Source organism: Streptomyces sp. NPDC055254 (assembly GCF_053606025.1).
The window spans coordinates 88,786-107,487 of sequence record NZ_JBSGQV010000014.1 but is presented as its reverse complement, the minus strand read 5'-3'; the positions used below and the strand labels follow the sequence as shown (position 1 = coordinate 107,487).

Genomic DNA, 18,702 nt, shown 5'->3' with positions numbered 1-18,702 from the left:
CACCCGCACGCCTCGACCGCCCCCGCATGCGCCCGCACCCTGCCGGGCATGTTGGGCACATCGGCGGAGGTGAAGGTGTGATGGCGGGATTCCGGAGTCTGGCCTACCAGGTGCGGGACGCACGCAACGACAGGGCCCTGCGGCGCCATTCGCTGCGACGCTGCCTGGAGCGGTTCGCGCCGTACGGGCACCGCGCCACGTGGTGGCACCTGTGCGACCGGCACGGGATCGCCCCCGAGGACCGGGGTGCGGATCCGCTGCGGCTGGTCGCCGCGTTGGAGGAGCTGGAGGACGCGCGGGCGGTCTGGTTGGAGTACGAGCGCCAGTTCGCGGAGCGGCGGCGGCGCGAGAAGCACCACGGGCTGCGGCGGCCGGAGTGGGCGTGGGGCGGGAGCGGGGACGCGGTGGTGCGGTGCGCCGATCCGGGGGTGCGGCCGGAGGGGACGCTCGGGGAGGTGCTGCGGCGGCTGGTGCGGGCGCTGGAGTCGGACCCGGGGACGGCGTGCCCGGTGTGCGGGGACACCGAGCTGCGGTGGCCGGGGGCGGTGTCGGGCGTTCCCGGTGTTCCCGGCCCCGGATACCGGCCCGGCGGCGGTCACGGCGCGGGGTGCGGGCCCGGGCACGCTCCCGCTCCGCACGGGCCCGCTCCGCACGGGCCCGCTCCGCACGGGCCCGGTCCCTGGGAGGGGGCATGGGCGTGGGACGGGCCGCTGTGCGCCGGCTGCGGGATCGTGGTGCCCAGACCGGCGCTGGCGGACGTGCCCGCGGCCGGCGCGGCGTGAGACCCGCGCCGCTGGTGTCGCTGAACGGCTCCCGGAGCGCCGCCGCCGGCGCGGCCGTGCCGATGTCCCGGCGGAGCCGGCCGAGTCGGCGGCGGTCGCCGGCGGGGCCGGTGAGGTCCTGGTGCACCCGCGCACCCCGTGCGGCCGGGAGAGCCTCGCGCCCGGGGTCGTGGGGCCCGTACTGGAGGAGCTGCGGGGCGCGGGGGTCGGCGTACCCCTCGCGGTGCCCGCGGGGAGGAGCGAGCCCGACCCCGCCGCACGGCGGGCGCGGGGGCGGTCGTGGACGGTGCTGCCGGACCGGGCGACGGTGGACTTCGCGGAGCCCGGAGCCCGGGGCAGGGGAGCCGGCGGAGGCGCTCATGGCGCGGGGGTGGCGGTGGACGCCGTCGTACGGCTGGGAGGACCCGCCGGACCGGAACCTCCGGCGCGGTTCCTGGCCTGGCCGGTGCGCGATCCCCGGGGGGTCCGGCTCGCGGCCGAGCCGGCGGTGGCCGACCCCGAGCCGGTGGCGGGGCTGCGCGGGCTGCCGCGGTGGGGGGCCTGCCGTACGGGCGGGAGGGCGCCGCCTGGCCGGTGCTGCGGCTCGCCGCGCGGTGCGGTACGGGGGTGCGTACCGGCGTGGGGGACCTACTGCTGCTGCCGGACGGGCGCCCGGCCCGCTCGAACGCGGAGCTGGTCGCGGCGGCTACAGCCGCGAGCCCGTGATCCGTTCGCCGAAGACGTCGTCCGGGTTGGACAGCGCGCAGGTCCGCAGCGACAGGCAGCCGCAGCCGATGCAGTCCGTCAGATGGTCGCGCAGCCGCCCCAGTTGACTGATCCGCTGGTCGAGTTCGGCGCGCCAGGCCTCCGACAGCCGGGCCCAGTCCTCACGGGTGGGCGTGCGCTCCTCGGGGAGCTGGGCGAGCGCCTCGCGGATGCTCGCCAGCGGGATGCCCACGCGCTGGGCGGCCCGTACGAAGGCCACCCGGCGCAGCGCGTCACGGGTGTAGCGGCGCTGGTTGCCGGAGGTTCGCCGGCTGCTGATCAGGCCCTTGGTCTCGTAGAAGTGGAGCGCCGAGACGGCCGCACCACTGCGGGCGGACAGCTGGCCGACGGTGAGTTCGTGGACTCTCTCGGGAATCTGCGGCACCCGACCGAGCCTAGTCGGAGGTCCGTTGACAGACGCCCACGGCCCCCAGCATGCTGAGCAAGCGCTTATTCGTCCGCGACAGGCAGGAGCAGGGCATGGCCGAGCCGAGGGTCTTCACGTCCGCAGAGGAGCTGCACGCCGGGATCGGCGAGCCGCTCGGCCCCAGCGGGTGGCTGGAGGTGGACCAGAAGCGGATCGACCTCTTCGCGGACGCCACCGGAGACCACCAGTGGATCCATGTGGACCCCGAGCGGGCGGCGGGCGGACCCTTCGGCTCCACCATCGCCCACGGCTATCTGACGCTGTCGCTGCTGCCCAGCCTGGTGCCGCAGGTCATGCGGGTCGAGGGCATGCGCATGGGCATCAACTACGGGACGAACAAGGTGCGCTTCCCGGCGCCGGTGCCGGTCGGGTCGCGGCTGCGCTCCACGGCCGTGATCACGGAGGTCACGGAGGCGGGCGGCGGCATCCAGGTGACGGCCACGGTGACGGTGGAGCGCGAGGGCGGCGACAAGCCGGTGTGCGTGGCGGAGTCGGTGTCCCGCTACTACTTCTGAACCGCGCGCCGCGGGCGGCGGATGCGAGGGGCGGGTACGGGTACGGGGGCGCGTGCGGGGCGGGGCCGGGTCAGCGCCGCCGGGCGGTGGTGGCGCCGGGGCGGGCTCCCACCATCCGGAGCACGAGGTCGGCGTAGAGCGCGCCGACCTCGTCGGGGGTGCGCTGCCCGGCCGCGCTGAACCAGCGGGCCACGTCGATGCACAGGGACAGCACGGCGAGGGTGGTGCCGGGGACGTCGGGGACGTCGAACTCCCCCGCCGCGACGCCGTCGGCGAGGATACGGCGCACGGCGGCGTCGCTCCGCCGGCGCAGTGCCACGATTTCGGAGCGGTGCTCCGGAGCGAGAGCGTCGAGCTCGTACTGGACCACGCGCGCGGTGGTGTGATGGGCCGCGTGCCAGCGGACGAAGGAGCGCACCGCGGCGTCGAGCCGGTCGGCGGCGCCGCCCGGACCGTCGGCCGCCGTCGTCAGGATCTCCAGGGCCTTGTCGTGGCCGATCCGGCTGATCCGGTGGAGCAGCTCTTCCTTGGTCTTGTAGTGGATGTAGAGCGCTGCCGGGCTCATGCCGGCCCGGCCCGCGATGTCGCGGGTGGTGGTGGCGTGGTAGCCGCGCTCGGCGAAGGCGTCCACGGCGGCGACGAGCAGCCGCCGCGCGGCGTCGGGGGTGACCTCCGACCACGGCTGGTACCCGGCGGCCGTCTCCTCCGCGCTGTCCATCGCTCACTCACCCTCTTCGCCGTGTCGAAGTGACCACCTTACCGGAGGGTGAGCAAGCGCTTAGCGCTCGCGCGTCGGCTACTTCGGTGCGAACGGGTCGTACTCCGCCATCATCTTCTCCATCCGCGCCTGGTCCACCCGGCTGACGATCCGGCCCACCTCCTGGCGGTCGCGGATCACCTTGGCGAGGGTGAAGGCGGAGGTGGTGAGGTACAGGACGGCGATGCCGAGGAAGGCGCGGACCCAGCCGTCCACCTCCAGGTTGTAGATCCCCACGGCCACGGCGCCGCCGGCGATGCCGAAGGAGGCGACGGCCTGGCCGTAGTACGCCCCCGTGTTCTGCTGCTTGACCGGTGTCTCGTTCATGGGTTGAGCATCGGGCGCGGCGGTCCGGGGGGCATCCGTGTGCGTACTCATCCCGGTACTCAGCCGGGCGGCCTTCGGGGCGGTGGGGTCGGGGGCGGGCCGCCTGGGCGGGCCGGGGGCTGGCCTGGGCGGACCGGGGCGGGTCCGGGCGGCCGGGGCGGGTCCGGGCGGGCCGGGGCGGGTCCGGGCCGGCTGTCAGAAGGCCGAGACCCCGGTGCGGGCGCGGCCGATGAGCAGCTTCTGGATCTGGCTGGTGCCCTCGTACAGGGTCATCACGCGGGCGTCGCGCAGCAGCTTGCCGGCCGGGTACTCGTCCACGTACCCGTAACCGCCGTGCACCTGGAGGGCGTTGCTCGCGGCGCGCACGGCGGCCTCGGAGGCGAAGAGTTTGGCGGTGGAGGACTCGGTGGCGAAGGGCTGCCCCCGGTCGATGAGGTCGGCGACCCGCCAGGTCAGCAGCCGGGCGGCGTCGACGTCCACGGATATGTCGGCGATCAGCTCCTGCACGAGCTGGTGGTGGGCGATCGGCTTGCCGAACTGTTCGCGCTGGGCGGCGTACGCGACGGCCGCGTCCAGTGCCGCCTGGGCGATGCCGACGCAGCCGGCGGCGACCGACATCCGCCCCTTGGCCAGCGCGGACATGGCGACCGAGAACCCCTTGCCCTCGGGGCCGAGCATCGCGGAGGCCGGCACGCGGACCCCGTCGAAGGTCAGCTCGGCGGTGGCCTGCCCGCGCAGGCCGAGCTTCCCGTGGATCTCCCGGCGGGACAGTCCCGGGCTGTCGGTGGGGACGAGGAAGGCGGAGACCCCGCGGTGACCCGGCTCGTCGCCGGTGCGGGCGAAGAGCAGCACGACATCGGCCCAGGTGCCGTTGGTGATGAACATCTTGCTGCCGCTGACCAGGTACCCGTCGCCCTCGCGCACGGCGCGGGTGGTGAGGTTGCCGGCGTCGGAACCGGTGCCGGGCTCGGTGAGGGCGAAGCAGCCGAGCGCGTCACCGGCGCACAGGCGCGGCAGCCAGGCGCGCTTGTGCTCCTCGCTCCCCCAGGAGGCGATGGTCTTGGCGACGAGGCCGAGGGAGACGGAGACGATGCCGCGCACGGCGGAGTCGCCCCGGCCGAGCTCCTCGGTGACCAGGACGTAGGCGAGGTGGTCGCCGCCCGAGCCGCCGTACTCCTCGGGGACGGTCAGGCCGAGGAAGCCGAGCGCGCCGAGCTTCTTCACGATCGCCCGGTCGACGCTCTCGGCGCGGTCCCACTCGGCGGCGTACGGGACGACCTCGCGCTCGGTGAACTCCCGTGCGAGCCGGCGCACCGCGGCCTGTTCCTCGCTCAGTTCCAGATTCACCGGGCACCTCCGGAGGCGCTTTAACTAGCGCCGGTAGTTTATCTCGGCCAGGCCCTACTATGTGGCGCATGGCCAGACCGCGCAAGCCTCTTCTCAGCAGGAGCCTCATCGTCGAGGCGGCGGGTGCGCTGGTGGACGCGGAGGGACTGGAGGCGGTCTCCACGCGACGGCTGGCGGCCGCCCTCGGGGTCAGCGGGCCTTCGCTGTACAACCACTTCCGGACCAAGGACGAAATCCTGGAGGCCGTCGCGGACGCGGTGAGCGCCCGAGTCGACTTGTCGATGTTCGAGGGCCCGGCCTGCGGCCCGGCAAGCGGCGCGGAGAGCGACCGGAGCGGCGTGAGCGACCGGAGCGGCGTGAGCGACCGCACCGACCCGGCGAACGGCCGGGACTGGCGGGCGGCACTGCACGCCTGGGCGCACTCCTACCGGGACGCCCTGTCCGACCACCCCAACATCGTTCCGGTACTGGCGCGCGGACCGGGCCGCCGGCCGGCCGGGCTGCGCCTGGCGGACGCCGTGTTCGGCGCGATGACGGCGGCGGGCTGGCCGCCGGCGCAGGCCACCCGGATCGGCGCGCTCATGCGGTACTTCATCCTGGGCTCGGCGGTGGCCTCGTTCGCGGGAGGTTTCGTCGACGACGAGACGGCATACGACCCGGCCGACTACCCGCACCTGGGCCGAGCCCATCTGCTGGCGGACCGCCGGCGCGAGGTGGACGAGGGCGCCTTCGAGACGGGCCTGACGGCGCTCCTGGACGGACTGGCCCTCCAGTACGAGGCGCTGGAGGGCCAGGAGGGCCCGTAGGGACCGGGAGCCGGGAAAGCCCGAGCGAGCCCGGGGCTCCGGCGCCCGCAGGGGCCCGGGAACCTGCGGGGACCGAGGCCTCGGGGGCTCCGCTGACCGGGCCGGGAGGGCCTAGTGCTGTGGCACTAGAAGACGACCAGCGAGCGGCCTCCCTTGCCCGCGAGCATCGCCTCGAAGGCGGCCGGGATGCCGTCGAGGGTGATGCGGTCGGTGACGAGGGCGCCGAGGTCGAGACGGCCGGCGCGGACGTGTTCGGCGATCACCGGGAGGTCGCGCGCCGGGTCGCTGTTGCCGTAGACGCAGCCGGTGAGGGTGCGGGCGAAGTGGAAGATCTCCAGGGCGTGGAAGGTGACCTGCTGTTCCTTGCCGCCGATCCCCACGACCGTGGTGCGGCCGCCGCGCCGGGTGGACTCCCAGGCTCCGCGGATGGTGTCCGCCCGCCCGACGCACTCGATGGCGACGTCCGCGCCCTGCCCGCCGGTGAGCGCGCGGATCTGCTTGGCGGTGGTGTCGGAGGCGAGGACGAAGTCCGTGGCTCCGGCCGCGCGGGCCAGCTCCTCCTTGGCCGGGGACACGTCGACGGCCACGATCGGGCCCGCCTGTGCGATCCGGGCGGCCTGGAGCGCGGCCAGGCCTACACCGCCGACGCCGAAGACGGCGACGGACTCGCCCGGGAAGACCTGGGCGCTGTGGTGGACGGCGCCGTAGCCGGTGAGGACGGCGCAGCCCAGGAGGGCGGCCTCGGGGAGCGGGATGCCGGCGGGCGCGGGCAGTACGCAGTTGGCCGCGACGACGGTCTCCTCGGCGAAGGCGCCCACGTTCAGCCCGGGGTGCAGCTCGGTGCCCTGCGCGTCGTGCGCGTGGACGGCGCCGACGCCGGTGAGGGCCTTGGCGCAGAGCCAGACCTCGCCGATGGTGCAGTGGTGGCACTCCCCGCAGGACGGGGCCCAGTTGAGCACCACCCCGTCGCCGGGGGCGACGTGGGTGACGCCCTCGCCGACCGCGAGGACGGTGCCCGCGCCTTCGTGGCCGAGGACGGCGGGGACAGGGACCCGCATGGTGCCGTTGGTGAGGGAGAGATCGGAGTGGCAGACCCCGGCGGCGGCGAGCTTCACCCGCACCTGGCCGGGGCCGGGCTCGGGCAGCACGATCTCCCGTATCTCCAGAGGGGCTCCGACGGCGGGCAGGATGGCGGCGCGGACCATGATCGTCGTCTCCGTCTTGTCAGGCTGAGGTACTGGGGCGGGGTGCGGGGGGTGGATGTCACGGCGGGGCGGGTGGACGTTCGGCGGCGGCGCGCCGGTGGGGCCGGTGAGCCAGTGCCGGAGCCGGTGGGGCGGGACCGTTGGTGGGACGGGTGGAACCGGTGAGCGGCGCCGCCGGTGAGGCGACGCCGCCGGGTGGGGCCGGTGGTGCGGGCGCTCAGAACTGCAGGGACTTCGTCTGAAGGTACTCGGCCAGGCCGTGCGGGCCCAGCTCGCGGCCGACGCCCGACTGCTTGTAACCGCCGAAGGGCGCGAGCACGTTGAAACGGCCGCCGTTGATGTCCACCTGCCCGGTGTCCATGCGGCGCGCGAAGGCGACGGCCGTCTCCTCGTCCGCCGCCCATACCGCGCCGCCCAGGCCGTAGACGGTGCCGTTCGCGATGCGCAGGGCGTCCTCCTCGTCCTCGTACGGGAGGATCGACAGGACCGGACCGAAGATCTCCTCCTGGGCGATGGTCATGTCGGGCGTGACGTCCGCGAACACGGTCGGGGCGACGAAGTACCCGCGCTCGTGCGGCGCGTCGGGGCCGCCGGCGACGAGGCGGGCACCCTCCTCGATACCCGTGGCGATGTATCCCCGCACGCGTTCGTGCTGCTTGGCGTTGACGACCGGTCCGAGGCGGGTGGCCGGGTCGCGGGGGTCGCCGGTGACGTACTTGGCGACGGCCGCGGCGGCCAGCGCCACGGCCTCCTCGTGCTGGTCCCGGTGGACGAGCATCCGGGTGAGCGCGTTGCAGCTCTGGCCGGCGTTGTTCATGACGTGGCCCACGCCCGCCGTAACGGCCTTGGCCAGGTCGGCCCCGGGCAGGATGACATTGGCCGATTTTCCGCCCAGTTCGAGAGCGACCCGCTTGACGGCGGCGCCCGCCGTGGCACCGATCTTGCGACCGACGGCGGTCGAGCCGGTGAAGGAGACCAGGTCGACCCCTTCGTGCGCGGCCAACGCCTGACCGGCGACCGGGCCCGTACCGGTCACCAGGTTGAAGACTCCGGCCGGGACGCCCGCCTCGTGCACGGCCTCGGCGAAGAGCTGCGCGGTCAGCGGGGTGTCCTCGGCCGGCTTGAGGACGAGGGTGCAGCCGGCGGCGAGAGCGGGTGCCACCTTGGCAACGACCTGATGCAGCGGGTAGTTCCAGGGAGTGATCGCCCCGACCACACCCACCGGCTCCAGCAGCACGGTGGAGTTCCCCATCCGCTCCTCGAAGGCGTAGGTGGCGCCCAGCTCGGCGTACGAGGCGGACACCGCGACCGGCGATCCGACGTGGATCATCTCGGCGAAGCCGAGCGGGGAACCGAGTTCGGCGGTGATGACCTCGGCGATCTCGCTCTTGCGAGCGGCCAGTACGCCGCTCAGCGCTCCGATCAGGGCCGCCCTCTCGGCCGGGGGCGTGGCCGCCCAGCCGGGGAGGGCGGCCCGGGCCGCGTGCACGGCCGCGTCGACGTCCTCGGCGGTTCCGGCCGGGACCTCGGCGATGACCTGTTCGTCGGTGGGGTTGACGACCGCGATCCGCTCGCGGCCGACCGCGGGCCGCCACTCCCCGCCGATGTACATCCCGTCGTGGGCCTTCATGACGTTCCTCCCGAGCACGCACCAGCGCGTAGACCTGACCTCGCGGACACCCTACAAACTAGCGTCGGTAGTTTTCTGCGCGCCAGGGGCACGGGCATCAGATGATGCCGAAAACCATCCCTGCCGCGAGCACCACCAATGAGGTCAGAGCCGCCCATTTCACGGTGAACCGGGTGTGGTCCCCGAATTCGACCTTGGCCATGCCGACGAGGACGTACACGGCCGGAACCAGCGGGCTGGACATGTGCAGCGCCTGCCCGACCAGGGACGCGCGGGCGATTTCGAGCGGGGAGACCCCGTGCGCGGCCCCGGCCTCGGCCAGGACGGGCAGGACGCCGAAGTAGAAGCCGTCGTTGGACATGAAGTAGGTGAGCGGGAGGCTGAGCAGGCCGGTGACCAGGGCCATGTGCGGTCCCATGCCCTCGGGGATGGCGCCGACGAGCCAGTCGGCCATGTGCTTGACCATGCCCGTGCCGGTGAGCACACCGGTGAACACGGCCGCGGCGAAGACCATGCCGGCGACGTTGAGGACGTTGTCTGCGTGGGCGGCGATGCGGGCCCTCTGGTCGGGCATGTGGGGGAAGTTCACCGTGAGGGCGAGGGCGGCGCCGAGCAGGAACAGCACCGGGATGGGCAGCAGCTCCATGATCATCGCGGCGAGAAGGGCCACGGTGAGCCCGGCGTTGAACCAGTAGAGGCGGGGCCGCAGGGTGGCGCGGTGCGGGTCGAGGCCCTGGAATCCGCCGTCCTCGGCCGCGGCGACGGGAGCAGGCGTGGGGGCGGGAGCAGGCGTGGGGGCGGGGGCGACGGCGGGTCCGCTACCGGCGGAGCCTTCGGAACCGCCACCACCGGCCGATCCGCCCGGCACCCCTGCGTGCGCACCCGGCTGCGTGTCGGCCTGCGTGTCGGCCTGCGCGCGGACCTCCGCAGCGGCCTTCGCGCCGACCGGGGCGCCGGCCGCGGAGTCCGCCGTGGCGCCGGCCGGGGCGCCGGCCCGGGTGGCTACGTCGGCGGCGGGCGCACCGGCGGTGACCAGTACGGTCCGGGAGGCGCCCACGCGCCCGGGTTCGTCCCCCGTGTCCGCGGCCCCGTCCGACGGCAGCGCCAGCGTGCCGACCCGGCGGCGCTCCTTGAGTCCCAGGACGTACGCGAGCACGAACACGAAGAGCAGACCGACGGCGAGGGCCGGGATCATCGGGACGAAGATGTCGGCGGCGTCGAGCTTGAGGGCGGTGGCGGCGCGCGCGGTGGGGCCACCCCAGGGCAGGGTGTTCATGACGCCGTTGGCCGTCGCCGCGACGCCCGTCATCACCACCAGGCTCAGACCGAGCCGCTTGTACAGCGGATACATGGCCGAGACAGTGATCATGAAGGTGGTGGAGCCGTCGCCGTCGAGCGAGACGATCGCGGCGAGGACCGCGGTGCCTACGACGACCCGCAGCGGGTCGGCCTTGCAGAAGCGCAGGATGCCGCGGACGATCGGGTCGAAGAGGCCGACGTCGATCATCACGCCGAAGTAGACGATGGCGAACATCAGCATGGCGGCGGTCGGCGCGAGCTTGCCGACGCCGTCGATGACGTAGTCGCCGAGCTGCGCGCCCTGTCCGGCGAACACGCAGAAGAGCGCGGGGATGAGGACGAGCGCCGCGATGGGCGACATTTTCTTCATCATGATCAGAACCAGGAAGGTCGCGATCATGGCGAAGCCGAGGAAGGTCAGCATGCTGGGAACGTAGGCGCCGCCTCCCGGGGCCAACAAGACGTCCGACCGTGAGCAATACGAGCAAAACCCCAGCTCAGAGCAGTGGTGCGAGCTCGACCGGGAAGCCGTTGAGCACCGCCGTGCCGGACAGCGGGTCGAGCCGGGTGCCGTCGAGCAGCTGGTTGACGTTCACGCCGGGCTCGGCGGAGGCCACCGAGAGCCGGGTCCCGGGCCGGTCGTGGCCCCAGCCGTGCGGCAGGCTCACGACGCCCGTGCGCACGGCGTCGGTGACCTCGACCGGTACCTCCAGGCTCCCGCCGTCCGCGGTGACCCGGGCCCGACCACCGTGGGTGAGGCCCAGCCGGGCGGCGTCGAGGGGGTGGACCTGCAGGGTGCAGCGGTTGGAACCTCCGACGAGGGCCGGGACGTTGTGCAACCAGCTGTTGTTGGACCGCAGGTGGCGGCGGCCCACGAGCACCAGGGCGGCGGGGCGGTCGGCGAGCGTCGCGCGCAGCCTGGGGAGCTCGGCCGCGATCGGGTCCGGGAGCAGCTCGATCCTGCCGCTGCGGGTCTTCAGCACGCCCGGGAGCCGGGGCCGCAGCGGGCCCAGGTCGATGCCGTGCGGGTGCGCGAGCAGCTGCTGCAGGCAGACGTCTCCCCCTTCCGTGCCGGCCTCGGCGCCGGGAGCGGCGCCGAACAGGTCTCCGTACGGCCCGAGTCGGAGCATCAGGTCGAGCCGGCGCTCCGGGCCGTTCTCCCCGGTCAGCAGGCCGGCGAGGCGCACCGGGTCCTGCCCGTGCAGGGGTGAGCCCGGATCGGTGGTCTCCCGGGAGAGAGCCGCGCTGATGGCCAGTTCGTCGACGGCTTCCGGTCCCGCCGTGCCGTGCATGCCGGAGACGGCCAGCACCAGGCGCGCGTGGATCTCGCACTCGTCGAGCCGGTCCGGCTCCAGGGGGACGGCCGGCCGCGAGTAGCGCACCTGGTTGCGGATGGCGAAGCCGTTGAAGGCGAAGTCGTGGTGCCCGCTCTGCGAGGGCGGCGGCGGCGGCAGCACGACATGGGCGTGGCGCGAGGTTTCGTTCAGGTAGGGATCGATGCTGATCATGAAGTCGAGTCCGGCCAGGGCGGCGTCGAGCCGTCGGCCGTCCGGGGCGGACAGGACCGGATTCGCGGCGATGACGATCAGGGCGCGGATCCGGCCCTCCCCCGGGGTCTCGATCTCCTCGGCCAGGGCGGCGGTGGGCAGTTCGCTCTTGGCCTCGGGGTGGCCGCTGACCCGGCTGTGCCAGCGGCCGAGGGTGAAGCCCTTCCCGGGCCCGGCGGTTCGCGGGCGCGGTCCGGCGGCCGGGAGCGGGAAGAGGGCTCCGCCCGGCCGGTCGAGGTTGCCGGTAAGGATGTTCAGTACGTCGACCAGCCAGCTGGCGAGGGTTCCGTACGCGACGGCGCTGCTGCCGAGCCGCCCGTACACGGCGGCGGTGGGCGCGGCTGCGAGATCGCGGGCGAGGGTGCGGATCTCGGCGGCCGTGAGGTCGCAGGCGGGTGCTACGGCCTCAGGAGTGAAACTCGCGAGCGCGCCGGCGAGTTCCCCGAATCCTTCGGTCTGTTCCTCCAGCGCCCCGGGGGCGGTGAGCCGCTCGGTCAGCAGGGTGTGCGCCAGAGCGGCGAGCAGCAGCGCGTCGCTGCCGGGGCGCGGTGCGAGGTGGCGGTCGGCGAGCCGCGCGGTGCGGGTGCGGCGCGGGTCGACGACGACGAGGGTGCCGCCGCGGGCGCGCAGGGCCTTGAGCCGGCCGGGGAAGTCGGGGGCCGTGCACAGGGAGCCGTTGGACTCGACGGGGTTCGCGCCGATCAGCAGGAGGAAGTCCGTACGGTCCAGATCGGGGACCGGGATGGCGAAGGGGTCGCCGAAGAGCAGGCCGCTGGAGACGTGTTTGGGCATCTGGTCGAGCGTGCTGGCGGTGAAGAGGTTGCGGGTGCCGAGGGCCTTGACGAGCAGCGGCGGGTAGAGGGCGCCGGCCATGGTGTGGACGGTCGGGTTGCCCAGGACGACGCCGACCGACTGGGCCCCGTACTCCCGGACGAGGGAGGGGACGGCGGCGGCGATGGCGTCGTAGGCCTCGTTCCAGGTGGCCTCCTGGAGCCGGCCGTCCTTGCGGACGAGGGGGGTGCGCAGCCGGTCCGGGTCGGCGTCGAGGGCGCCGAAGGCGGCGCCCTTGGGGCAGATGAATCCGCGGCTGAAGACGTCGTCGCGGTCGCCCCGGGCGCCGGTGACGGCGCTGCCCTCGATGGTGAGGGTGAGGCCGCAGGTGGCCTCGCAGAGCGGACAGATGCGCAGGGCGGTGCGGGGCATGGGCCCTCCAGGGCGACAGGCTGCGGCTCGGGCACGCGGGCGCACTGAGCATACCGACCGGTAGGGACGGTGGGGAGGGGGTTGGACGGAGAGTCTGCCCGCGCGCGGTACGAGGCGGTGCGGGCGCGTGGCGGGCGCGCCCCTCCGGGCCGGGGCCGGCACGGGGACGGGCCGGGGCCGGCACGGAGCGGTTCAGTCCAGGAAGCGCGCCAGGTAGGCCTGCATCATGGCGCGGGTTTCGGCGACGATGCCGGGGTCGCCGTTCGGATCGCTCCGGAACGCCAGCTGGATCAGGGCGTCGGTGGCCTCGACCGCGACGAGGACCCCCCGCTCCAACGTGGCGTCCGGGGTCAGTCCGAGGTGGCCGCCGAGGAGTTCGGTGAGGCGCGCGGCGACGAGGTGGTTGGGGTCGGCCGCCGGCCGCTCCGCGGGCGGTGCGGGGACCCCGAAGTCGACGAGGGCGAAGCCGGGGACCGTGCGCTTCATGGCCAGGTACTCGTCCAGTACGGCGTCCACGACGGGCCGCCAGTCGGTGGCGGGGAGTCCGGCGAGGCGGTCGGCGATGCCGTCCGCGTAGCGGTCGAGGTTCCGGTGCGCGAGGGCGGTGGCCATGGCCCGCTTGTTGCCGAAGAACCGGTAAACGGAGCCGATCGGCACACCGGCACGCAGGGCGACGGCGCGGGTGCTGAGGTTCTCGTACCCGGTCTCGTCCAGGAGCTCGGCGCAGGCGTCGAGGATCCGGGCGAGCCGGTCGGCGCTGCGCTGCTGGACGGGAGTACGGCGCAGGGAGTGGGCGGGAGGCACGGGGTCCATCATGCCGCTCCTCCGTTCTCAGTTCAGCAGGAGGCTCAGTCCTCCGATGGTGTACGTGATCATCAGCGCGAGCAGTGGCAGTTGGCCGGCCACCGCCTTCGCGGGCGGGAAGAGCCGTACGGAGCGGTCGTGGGCGGCGACGACGCCGAGCACATGGCCGGTGACGACGGCGAGGACCTGGAGGGCGGCGAGGCCGCCGGGGGCCAGTGGTGGAGCGGATTCGGGGGCGTTGTCAGTGCCGAGTGCCATGCTTACCGTGCGTGGTCCTTCGGTTACCAGGAGGGAGAAGTAATGGGCGACGAGATAGCCGAGTGCGATCGGCACGAGTGAGTGCGCGAAGGCGGTCAGCGGGCCGGGGTGCGGGCCGCTGACGAGTCGGGTGGCTGCCGCGCAGAGGCAGTAGAGGGTGGCGACGAGGGCGACGGAAGCGAGAAGTCCGAGCGTGGCCGTGGGGGTGCGGCCGAGGGGGGAGGTCTGTACGGCGTTGATCCACGCGGGGTTGTCGGAGAAGCCGTCGTAGGCGGTGGAGCCGAGCAGGACGCAGACGGTGGCGACGAGTCCGGGCCGCTCGGGCGTCGCGTCGAGTCCGTGGAAGGGGTTGCGCAGGACCAACTGGCCGTCGTCGCGGCGGCCGAGAGGGGAGAGCCGGGCGAGGAGGGCGGAGTACACCTCGAATGCGTCTCCCTCGTCGAACCAGCGCTCGCCGAAGAGGGCGGCGAGCAGGAGCTGGAGGGCGGCGTAGACGGTGAGGGCGATCAGGAGGGTGGTGGTGGATGCGGGATCGGGAGCGACGAGTTCGAGCCAGGTGAAGCCGAACAGTCCGGCAGCGGCGGGCCATTGCCCCAGGCGGGCGGGCAGGGTGCGGACCGGCCGGCGGGGGTGGGGGCCGGGGCGGTGCGGGGCTCGGGCGAGGAGGCGGTGGAGGGTGCGGAGCGGGTTGACCAGGCGCCAGACGGGGCCGAGGAGAAGGGAGACGGGGACGAGTCCGACCCAGAACAGGACGTAGACGGCGCCGGCGGCGGGGTTGCGGGCGGGGTCGTCGGGACCGAGGAGGAGGTGCAGGAGCAGAGCCAGTGCGGCGGCGAGTCCGAGTCCGCGCAGGACGGTACGGGTGGCCGGCGCGTCGGCCACCCGCCGGACGGCAGCGGGCAGGGCGAGCCCGGAACGGTCGCCGCGGAAGCGGGAGCTGGACCAGAGCAGGCCGAGTGCGAGGAAGGAGACGAACAACGCGGCGAAGGCACCGGCGAAGGCGTAGAAGGGCGATATCGGGAGGTCGTGCCGGGACCCGATCCCGTGCGCGAGGGTGGTGAGCGGATCGGCCAGGTGAGGGACCACGTCCTGGCGTCCGCCGCCCCCGGCGCCCGGTCGGGGGCCCGGCCCGGAGGGGCTCAGCACCGACCCTCCCGAAACGATGCCCCGCACCGACCTCGCCCCGACACCCCGGACTCGGGCCCGAGTCCGGACTCCAGGACGAGGCGGGCACGGGACCCGGGCCCGCGCGGCGCGGGGCCGCGGGGCGGGGTCCTTCGGGGTGCGGTCCCCCGGGACGCGGCGATGCGGGGCGGGGTCCCCGGGGACCCGGCTTCGCGGGGTGCGGCTCGCTGGGGCGCGGCCCCCTGGGACGTGGCGTCACGGGTCACGGCTCGCTGAGGCGCGGCCCCTCGGGACGTGGCGTCGGGAGGTGCGGCTTCCTTGCACGCGGCTGCGTCGGACCTGTTCGCGCGGGGCGGGGCTTCGTGCGGCTTGGCTCTTAGGGGCCCGGCACCCTCGGGCGTGACTGCGTGAGGTGAAGCCGCACGGGGCGGGGTCACCGGACGAGGAGTTGGGTCAGGAGGAGGTCGGACTCGTGGGTCTCGACCTCGAAGAGGCCCGTGCGGTCCGCGGTCAGGATCAGGGTGGCCTCCTGGCCTGCGGGCAGGGCGAGTTCCTGGTCGTAGCCGTGGACGTGCAAGGTGTCGGCGCGGTCGCTGGTGACGCGCAGGGCAACGCGTTCGCCCCGCTTGAGCTCGGTGCGGGTGGGCGCGGGGTTGACCTTGCCGTCCCGGACACTGACGGTCACTGTCCGGTCCGCCTGTTCCGGCGCCTGCCCCGAGGCCTGCGGGGCAGGCGAGGCGGGCGGTGGGGTGCCGTTGTGGCTGTGGCCGCCGGACCGGCCCGGGGCGGGGCCGGGGAGCTGGGCCGCGTTCTCGATCGGTTTGCCGGACACCGCCCAGGCGGTGTGGTCGTCCGCGTACAGGCCGACGGTCAGGGTGCGCGCCCCCTCGGGCACCTGCGCGGCGGGCAGGTGGAACCAGGGGCCGTACAGCCGTGCCGTCTTGCGGCCGTCGATCTCCAGGTGGGCGTGGCCCGCCCCCGGGAGCGCGGCGCCGCCGGCGCTGTCGGGGGTGAAGCGGAAGTTCTGCACGTCCAGTTGGAGGTTCCAGCCGTCCTCGGAGTCCGGGCGGACCGTGAGCCGCACCTCCGGTGCGCCCTCGGCCGGGACCTCGCGGAGCCGGTGGCCCGCGCCGTCATCGGTCGCGAGCAGGGTGCCGACGGTGCCGGAAGCCTGCTCGTGGGTGGTACCGGGCTTGTGGTGGGTGGTGGCCCGCCCACCGCAGCCGGTCGCCGCGCCCCCGGCGAGGATCAGGGCGAGGGCGAGCAGCGCGGCGGTGCGGGCGGTTCGCCGTGCGGTTCTGCGGCGCACGGGCGGCGTTGTCCCGCAGACGTCGCAGGCGACGCGGCGGTCGGGACGCACGGTCACAACTGGCCTCCAATGATCGATACGGCCGGAAAGCGCGCTCCGGCCGGGCCGCCCGTGCGGGGCTCGTGCTCGGGCCGAGCCTCGCCGTTCCACCGGCCGCGCGGGCCGGACCGGAGTCGGCGACGCCGCTTGCGGCGGGCGGGTCCTGGGGCGGGCCTCCCCGTGCCGCCGGCCGGCGGGGGGGTGAAGCGGACCGGGTCGACAGGCCCAACGGGCGGCGCAGCTCGCAACGAGCGAATCCGAGGGCGCGCCCCGCCCGGCGCTCGGTGAGCCGGACGGCCGGCCCCGCCGGGCCGCCGGGCGGCCGGACTGGTCCGGGGCTCGGCGACGCCGGTTGCGGCGGGCGGGGTGGGGCGGGGGCGGTCATGCGGTGGGGGTGGTCATGCGGTGGGGGTGGAGAGGGGCGGGGTGGGAGTGGGGGTGGGAGCGGCGGTCGGGCGGGGGGTGGGGCGGGCCGAGGCAACGACGGACCACAGGACCCAGGCGACCGCCACGAGGGCCCGGACCCAGGCGGGGCTCAGGGGGGTCCAGGGGATCATCAGGACCGCCTTGTCGAAGGCGTCCAGCAGGGTCAGCCCGGCCAGTAGCAGCGTCAGGCGGGCCAACCAGGGGCGCGTGGGCCGCAGGGCCAGACCCGCGCCCGTCCACCACAGGCCGAGGAGCAGGAGCGCCAGGGCCGGTACGAAGGTGGGGACCAGCCCCGTCGTGGAACCGGCCACGTCCAGCGCCAGTCCCGCGAGGCCCAGCAGCGAGGCCGCCGTGCCCAGCCGGGTGCCGCGCAGCCGGCGCCACCACAGCACTCCCCCGACCAGCAGCAGGACCGCCGCGACGGCCAGCGCGAGCTGGGTCTCCACCCGCTCGATGCCGCGCGCGCCGTACCAGTCGCAGCCGGCCGGCAGTTTGCGCGCCTGGACGCTGTAGTCGGCGCAGACGAGGAGTTGGACCAACTTCACCGGTTCACCGACGAGCCGGGCCGAGGCTCCCGACACGTCACCGCGCCGCTCGCCGCACTGCGGCACCGTGCCGGGGCTCGAACCGTCGGGTCCGGCCTGCCAGCAGTTGCCGCGGCCCTGGCCGTCCCACCACACGTCCATGCCGTTGGGGCGACTGGCTCCGGACCGGTCCTTGCCCAGGGTGTTCGCGGCGTACCGGTTGTAGTGGGAGGTGTCGGTCTGCTTGTCCCACGCCTCCTCGCCCCGGATGAAGGCCGGGACGGCACTGAGGTAGAAGCCGGCGCGCCGGTGTCCGTACACCCAGTTGTCCTCGTACAGGTTCCAGTTGCCGCCCGCGGTGATGATGCCGGTGCCCGGTGGCATGGAGATCTGCGGGCAGACGACCCCGCGCTCGTAGCCGCGCTCGATCGGCGGCTTGGCACAGGTGCCGTCCGCGACGTGGCGGTAGTAGTCCTGGTTGTTGTCGTGGATGAGGTTCCGCTCGAACTTGGCGTGGTTCTGCGGGAGCCCCGGGTGGCCGGGGAAGGCGCTGTCCATGGAGGCGCCGCCCATGTTCTGGTCGAACTCGTTGTCGTGCACCCACACGGAGTCGCCCGCGGTGCCGGAGTAGCCGACCATGTTGTGGTGGCTGCGGCAGCCGGTGATCTCGATGGAGTAGCGCGGGACCTCGTAGCCCCGTCCCTCGTTGATGTTGGAGGCGCTGCCGGGGTAGATGCCCGAGTCGCCGTTCCCGTACGACTCGCAGTTCTTGTACAGCCCGTGGTCGCTGGCGAAGGTCAGGAAGCCGTACTCGTCGTTCCACCGGGTCAGTACGTCGTCGATGACGAACCCGTCGCCCGCCAGGACGTAGAGCGAGTTGAAGGTCGTGCGCTGCGCCGTGAAGTTGCGGAAGTAGATGCCGTTGGAGCCGTCGGCCCGGATGCCGTTCAACTTTTGGTACTTGGCGTCCACGATCACGTCGAGCCGGGTGGCTCCGGTGCCTTCTATCTGCAGGTTCGTCTTGCCGAGGATGGCGACGAGGTTCTGGTTGTGGCGGCACCGGACCTGCTGCTCGTAGCTGAGGATCTGGTACCCCAGCGAGGAGTTGGGGGCTTTCAGGGCCGCGCACTCGCCGGTCGGAGCGGGCAGCGAGGGCTCCTCCTCGTAGAGACCGGGAAGGATCGCGATGTTCATCCCGGGCCGGTCGACGGCGTCGACGGCTTCCTGGAGGTGCCGGAACCCGTTCTTCTCGCACCGCTCGTAGAGGGCGAGGTTGCGCTGCTTGAGCTCGTCCGGGAAGCCGGATATCCGGCGTTCGAAGGCGGGCCGGTCGGTCTTGCACACGATCAGGTCGGGCTCGGCCGGGCGGTACTCGGGCACGGATCCGGAGCCGTCCGGGAAGGTGACGGGGCGTTCCTCGTGGGCGCGCGCGGCGGGCGCGGCGACGAGGAGGGACAGGAACGCGAGAAGGGCGGCGAGGAGCGCCGCCGGCACGGCAGGGAACCTGCGGGTCCACGACATGCGCGTGAGAGTAGAGCATTGTTCATCTTTTGTGAGCCCCCCGTGCACGAATCCCCCGTGGCCGTCCCCAGCCGGAGCGGAAACCGGGCTGCGGCCGAGCCGCAGCC

General features: G+C 73.8%; 16 protein-coding genes. 4 read left to right on the top strand and 12 right to left on the bottom strand.

Translation table 11 applies throughout. The annotated features are described in order from the left end of the window. Positions 1-80 precede the first annotated feature (80 nt). Together ACWFQ8_RS16680 and ACWFQ8_RS16675 are read left to right on the top strand one after the other, a co-directional pair. Positions 81-782, top strand: a complete 702-nt coding sequence (locus ACWFQ8_RS16680; protein ID WP_453786948.1) for a hypothetical protein — start codon at positions 81-83, stop codon at positions 780-782. A 531-nt stretch (positions 783-1,313) separates the two neighbouring features. Further along, positions 1,314-1,487 carry a 3-keto-5-aminohexanoate cleavage protein gene (locus tag ACWFQ8_RS16675; RefSeq protein ID WP_453786947.1) on the top strand — a complete coding sequence of 58 codons (174 nt, stop codon included), beginning with the start codon at positions 1,314-1,316 and terminating at the stop codon, positions 1,485-1,487. Here the strand turns inward: ACWFQ8_RS16675 and soxR are convergent. Then, positions 1,468-1,911 (bottom strand): redox-sensitive transcriptional activator SoxR, encoded by a 444-nt coding sequence (gene soxR / locus ACWFQ8_RS16670; protein ID WP_453786946.1) that lies wholly within the window; start codon positions 1,909-1,911, stop codon positions 1,468-1,470. The genes ACWFQ8_RS16675 and soxR overlap by 20 nt on opposite strands. Before the next feature lie 95 nt (positions 1,912-2,006). Between soxR and ACWFQ8_RS16665 the strand changes: the two genes are divergently transcribed. After that, positions 2,007-2,468 carry a MaoC family dehydratase gene (locus tag ACWFQ8_RS16665; RefSeq protein WP_453786945.1) on the top strand — a complete coding sequence of 154 codons (462 nt, stop codon included), beginning with the start codon at positions 2,007-2,009 and terminating at the stop codon, positions 2,466-2,468. A gap of 70 nt (positions 2,469-2,538) precedes the next feature. Here the strand turns inward: ACWFQ8_RS16665 and ACWFQ8_RS16660 are convergent, their stop codons facing one another. The 3 genes from ACWFQ8_RS16660 to ACWFQ8_RS16650 form a co-directional block, all read right to left on the bottom strand. Continuing rightward, on the bottom strand, positions 2,539-3,186 hold the full coding sequence (locus ACWFQ8_RS16660; RefSeq protein ID WP_453786944.1) for a TetR/AcrR family transcriptional regulator: 648 nt from the start codon (positions 3,184-3,186) through the stop codon (positions 2,539-2,541). Between the two features lie 78 nt (positions 3,187-3,264). After that, positions 3,265-3,552, bottom strand: coding sequence for a YiaA/YiaB family inner membrane protein (locus tag ACWFQ8_RS16655; protein ID WP_453786943.1), 288 nt, complete (start codon positions 3,550-3,552; stop codon positions 3,265-3,267). Positions 3,553-3,747: 195 nt separating this feature from the next. Further along, the gene (locus ACWFQ8_RS16650; protein WP_453786942.1) at positions 3,748-4,899 is read right to left on the bottom strand and encodes an acyl-CoA dehydrogenase family protein; all 1,152 of its coding nucleotides are present in this window, start codon (positions 4,897-4,899) and stop codon (positions 3,748-3,750) included. Between the two features lie 68 nt (positions 4,900-4,967). Here ACWFQ8_RS16650 and ACWFQ8_RS16645 point away from each other — a divergent pair, with 68 nt between their 5' ends. Continuing rightward, positions 4,968-5,705 carry a TetR/AcrR family transcriptional regulator gene (locus tag ACWFQ8_RS16645; protein ID WP_453786941.1) on the top strand — a complete coding sequence of 246 codons (738 nt, stop codon included), beginning with the start codon at positions 4,968-4,970 and terminating at the stop codon, positions 5,703-5,705. Positions 5,706-5,830: 125 nt separating this feature from the next. On the opposite strand, the gene ACWFQ8_RS16640 is transcribed toward ACWFQ8_RS16645, so the two are convergent. The 8 genes from ACWFQ8_RS16640 to ACWFQ8_RS16605 form a co-directional block, all read right to left on the bottom strand. After that, entirely contained in the window at positions 5,831-6,910 is a 1,080-nt protein-coding gene (locus ACWFQ8_RS16640) for a Zn-dependent alcohol dehydrogenase (RefSeq protein WP_453786940.1), read from the bottom strand. A 217-nt stretch (positions 6,911-7,127) separates the two neighbouring features. After that, entirely contained in the window at positions 7,128-8,540 is a 1,413-nt protein-coding gene (locus tag ACWFQ8_RS16635; RefSeq protein WP_453786939.1) for an aldehyde dehydrogenase family protein, read from the bottom strand. Positions 8,541-8,637: 97 nt separating this feature from the next. Next, positions 8,638-10,263 (bottom strand): CitMHS family transporter, encoded by a 1,626-nt coding sequence (locus tag ACWFQ8_RS16630; protein ID WP_453786938.1) that lies wholly within the window; start codon positions 10,261-10,263, stop codon positions 8,638-8,640. A gap of 73 nt (positions 10,264-10,336) precedes the next feature. After that, positions 10,337-12,589: a molybdopterin oxidoreductase family protein gene (locus tag ACWFQ8_RS16625; protein WP_453786937.1), complete on the bottom strand. Its 2,253-nt coding sequence runs from the start codon at positions 12,587-12,589 to the stop codon at positions 10,337-10,339. Between the two features lie 192 nt (positions 12,590-12,781). Further along, positions 12,782-13,402 (bottom strand): TetR family transcriptional regulator, encoded by a 621-nt coding sequence (locus tag ACWFQ8_RS16620; protein WP_453787000.1) that lies wholly within the window; start codon positions 13,400-13,402, stop codon positions 12,782-12,784. An 18-nt stretch (positions 13,403-13,420) separates the two neighbouring features. After that, positions 13,421-14,737 carry a hypothetical protein gene (locus ACWFQ8_RS16615; RefSeq protein ID WP_453786999.1) on the bottom strand — a complete coding sequence of 439 codons (1,317 nt, stop codon included), beginning with the start codon at positions 14,735-14,737 and terminating at the stop codon, positions 13,421-13,423. 472 nt (positions 14,738-15,209) lie between these two features. Beyond that, positions 15,210-16,085 (bottom strand): hypothetical protein, encoded by an 876-nt coding sequence (locus ACWFQ8_RS16610; RefSeq protein ID WP_453786936.1) that lies wholly within the window; start codon positions 16,083-16,085, stop codon positions 15,210-15,212. Between the two features lie 437 nt (positions 16,086-16,522). After that, entirely contained in the window at positions 16,523-18,595 is a 2,073-nt protein-coding gene (locus tag ACWFQ8_RS16605) for a right-handed parallel beta-helix repeat-containing protein (RefSeq protein ID WP_453786935.1), read from the bottom strand. Between the last annotated feature and the right edge of the window lie 107 nt (positions 18,596-18,702).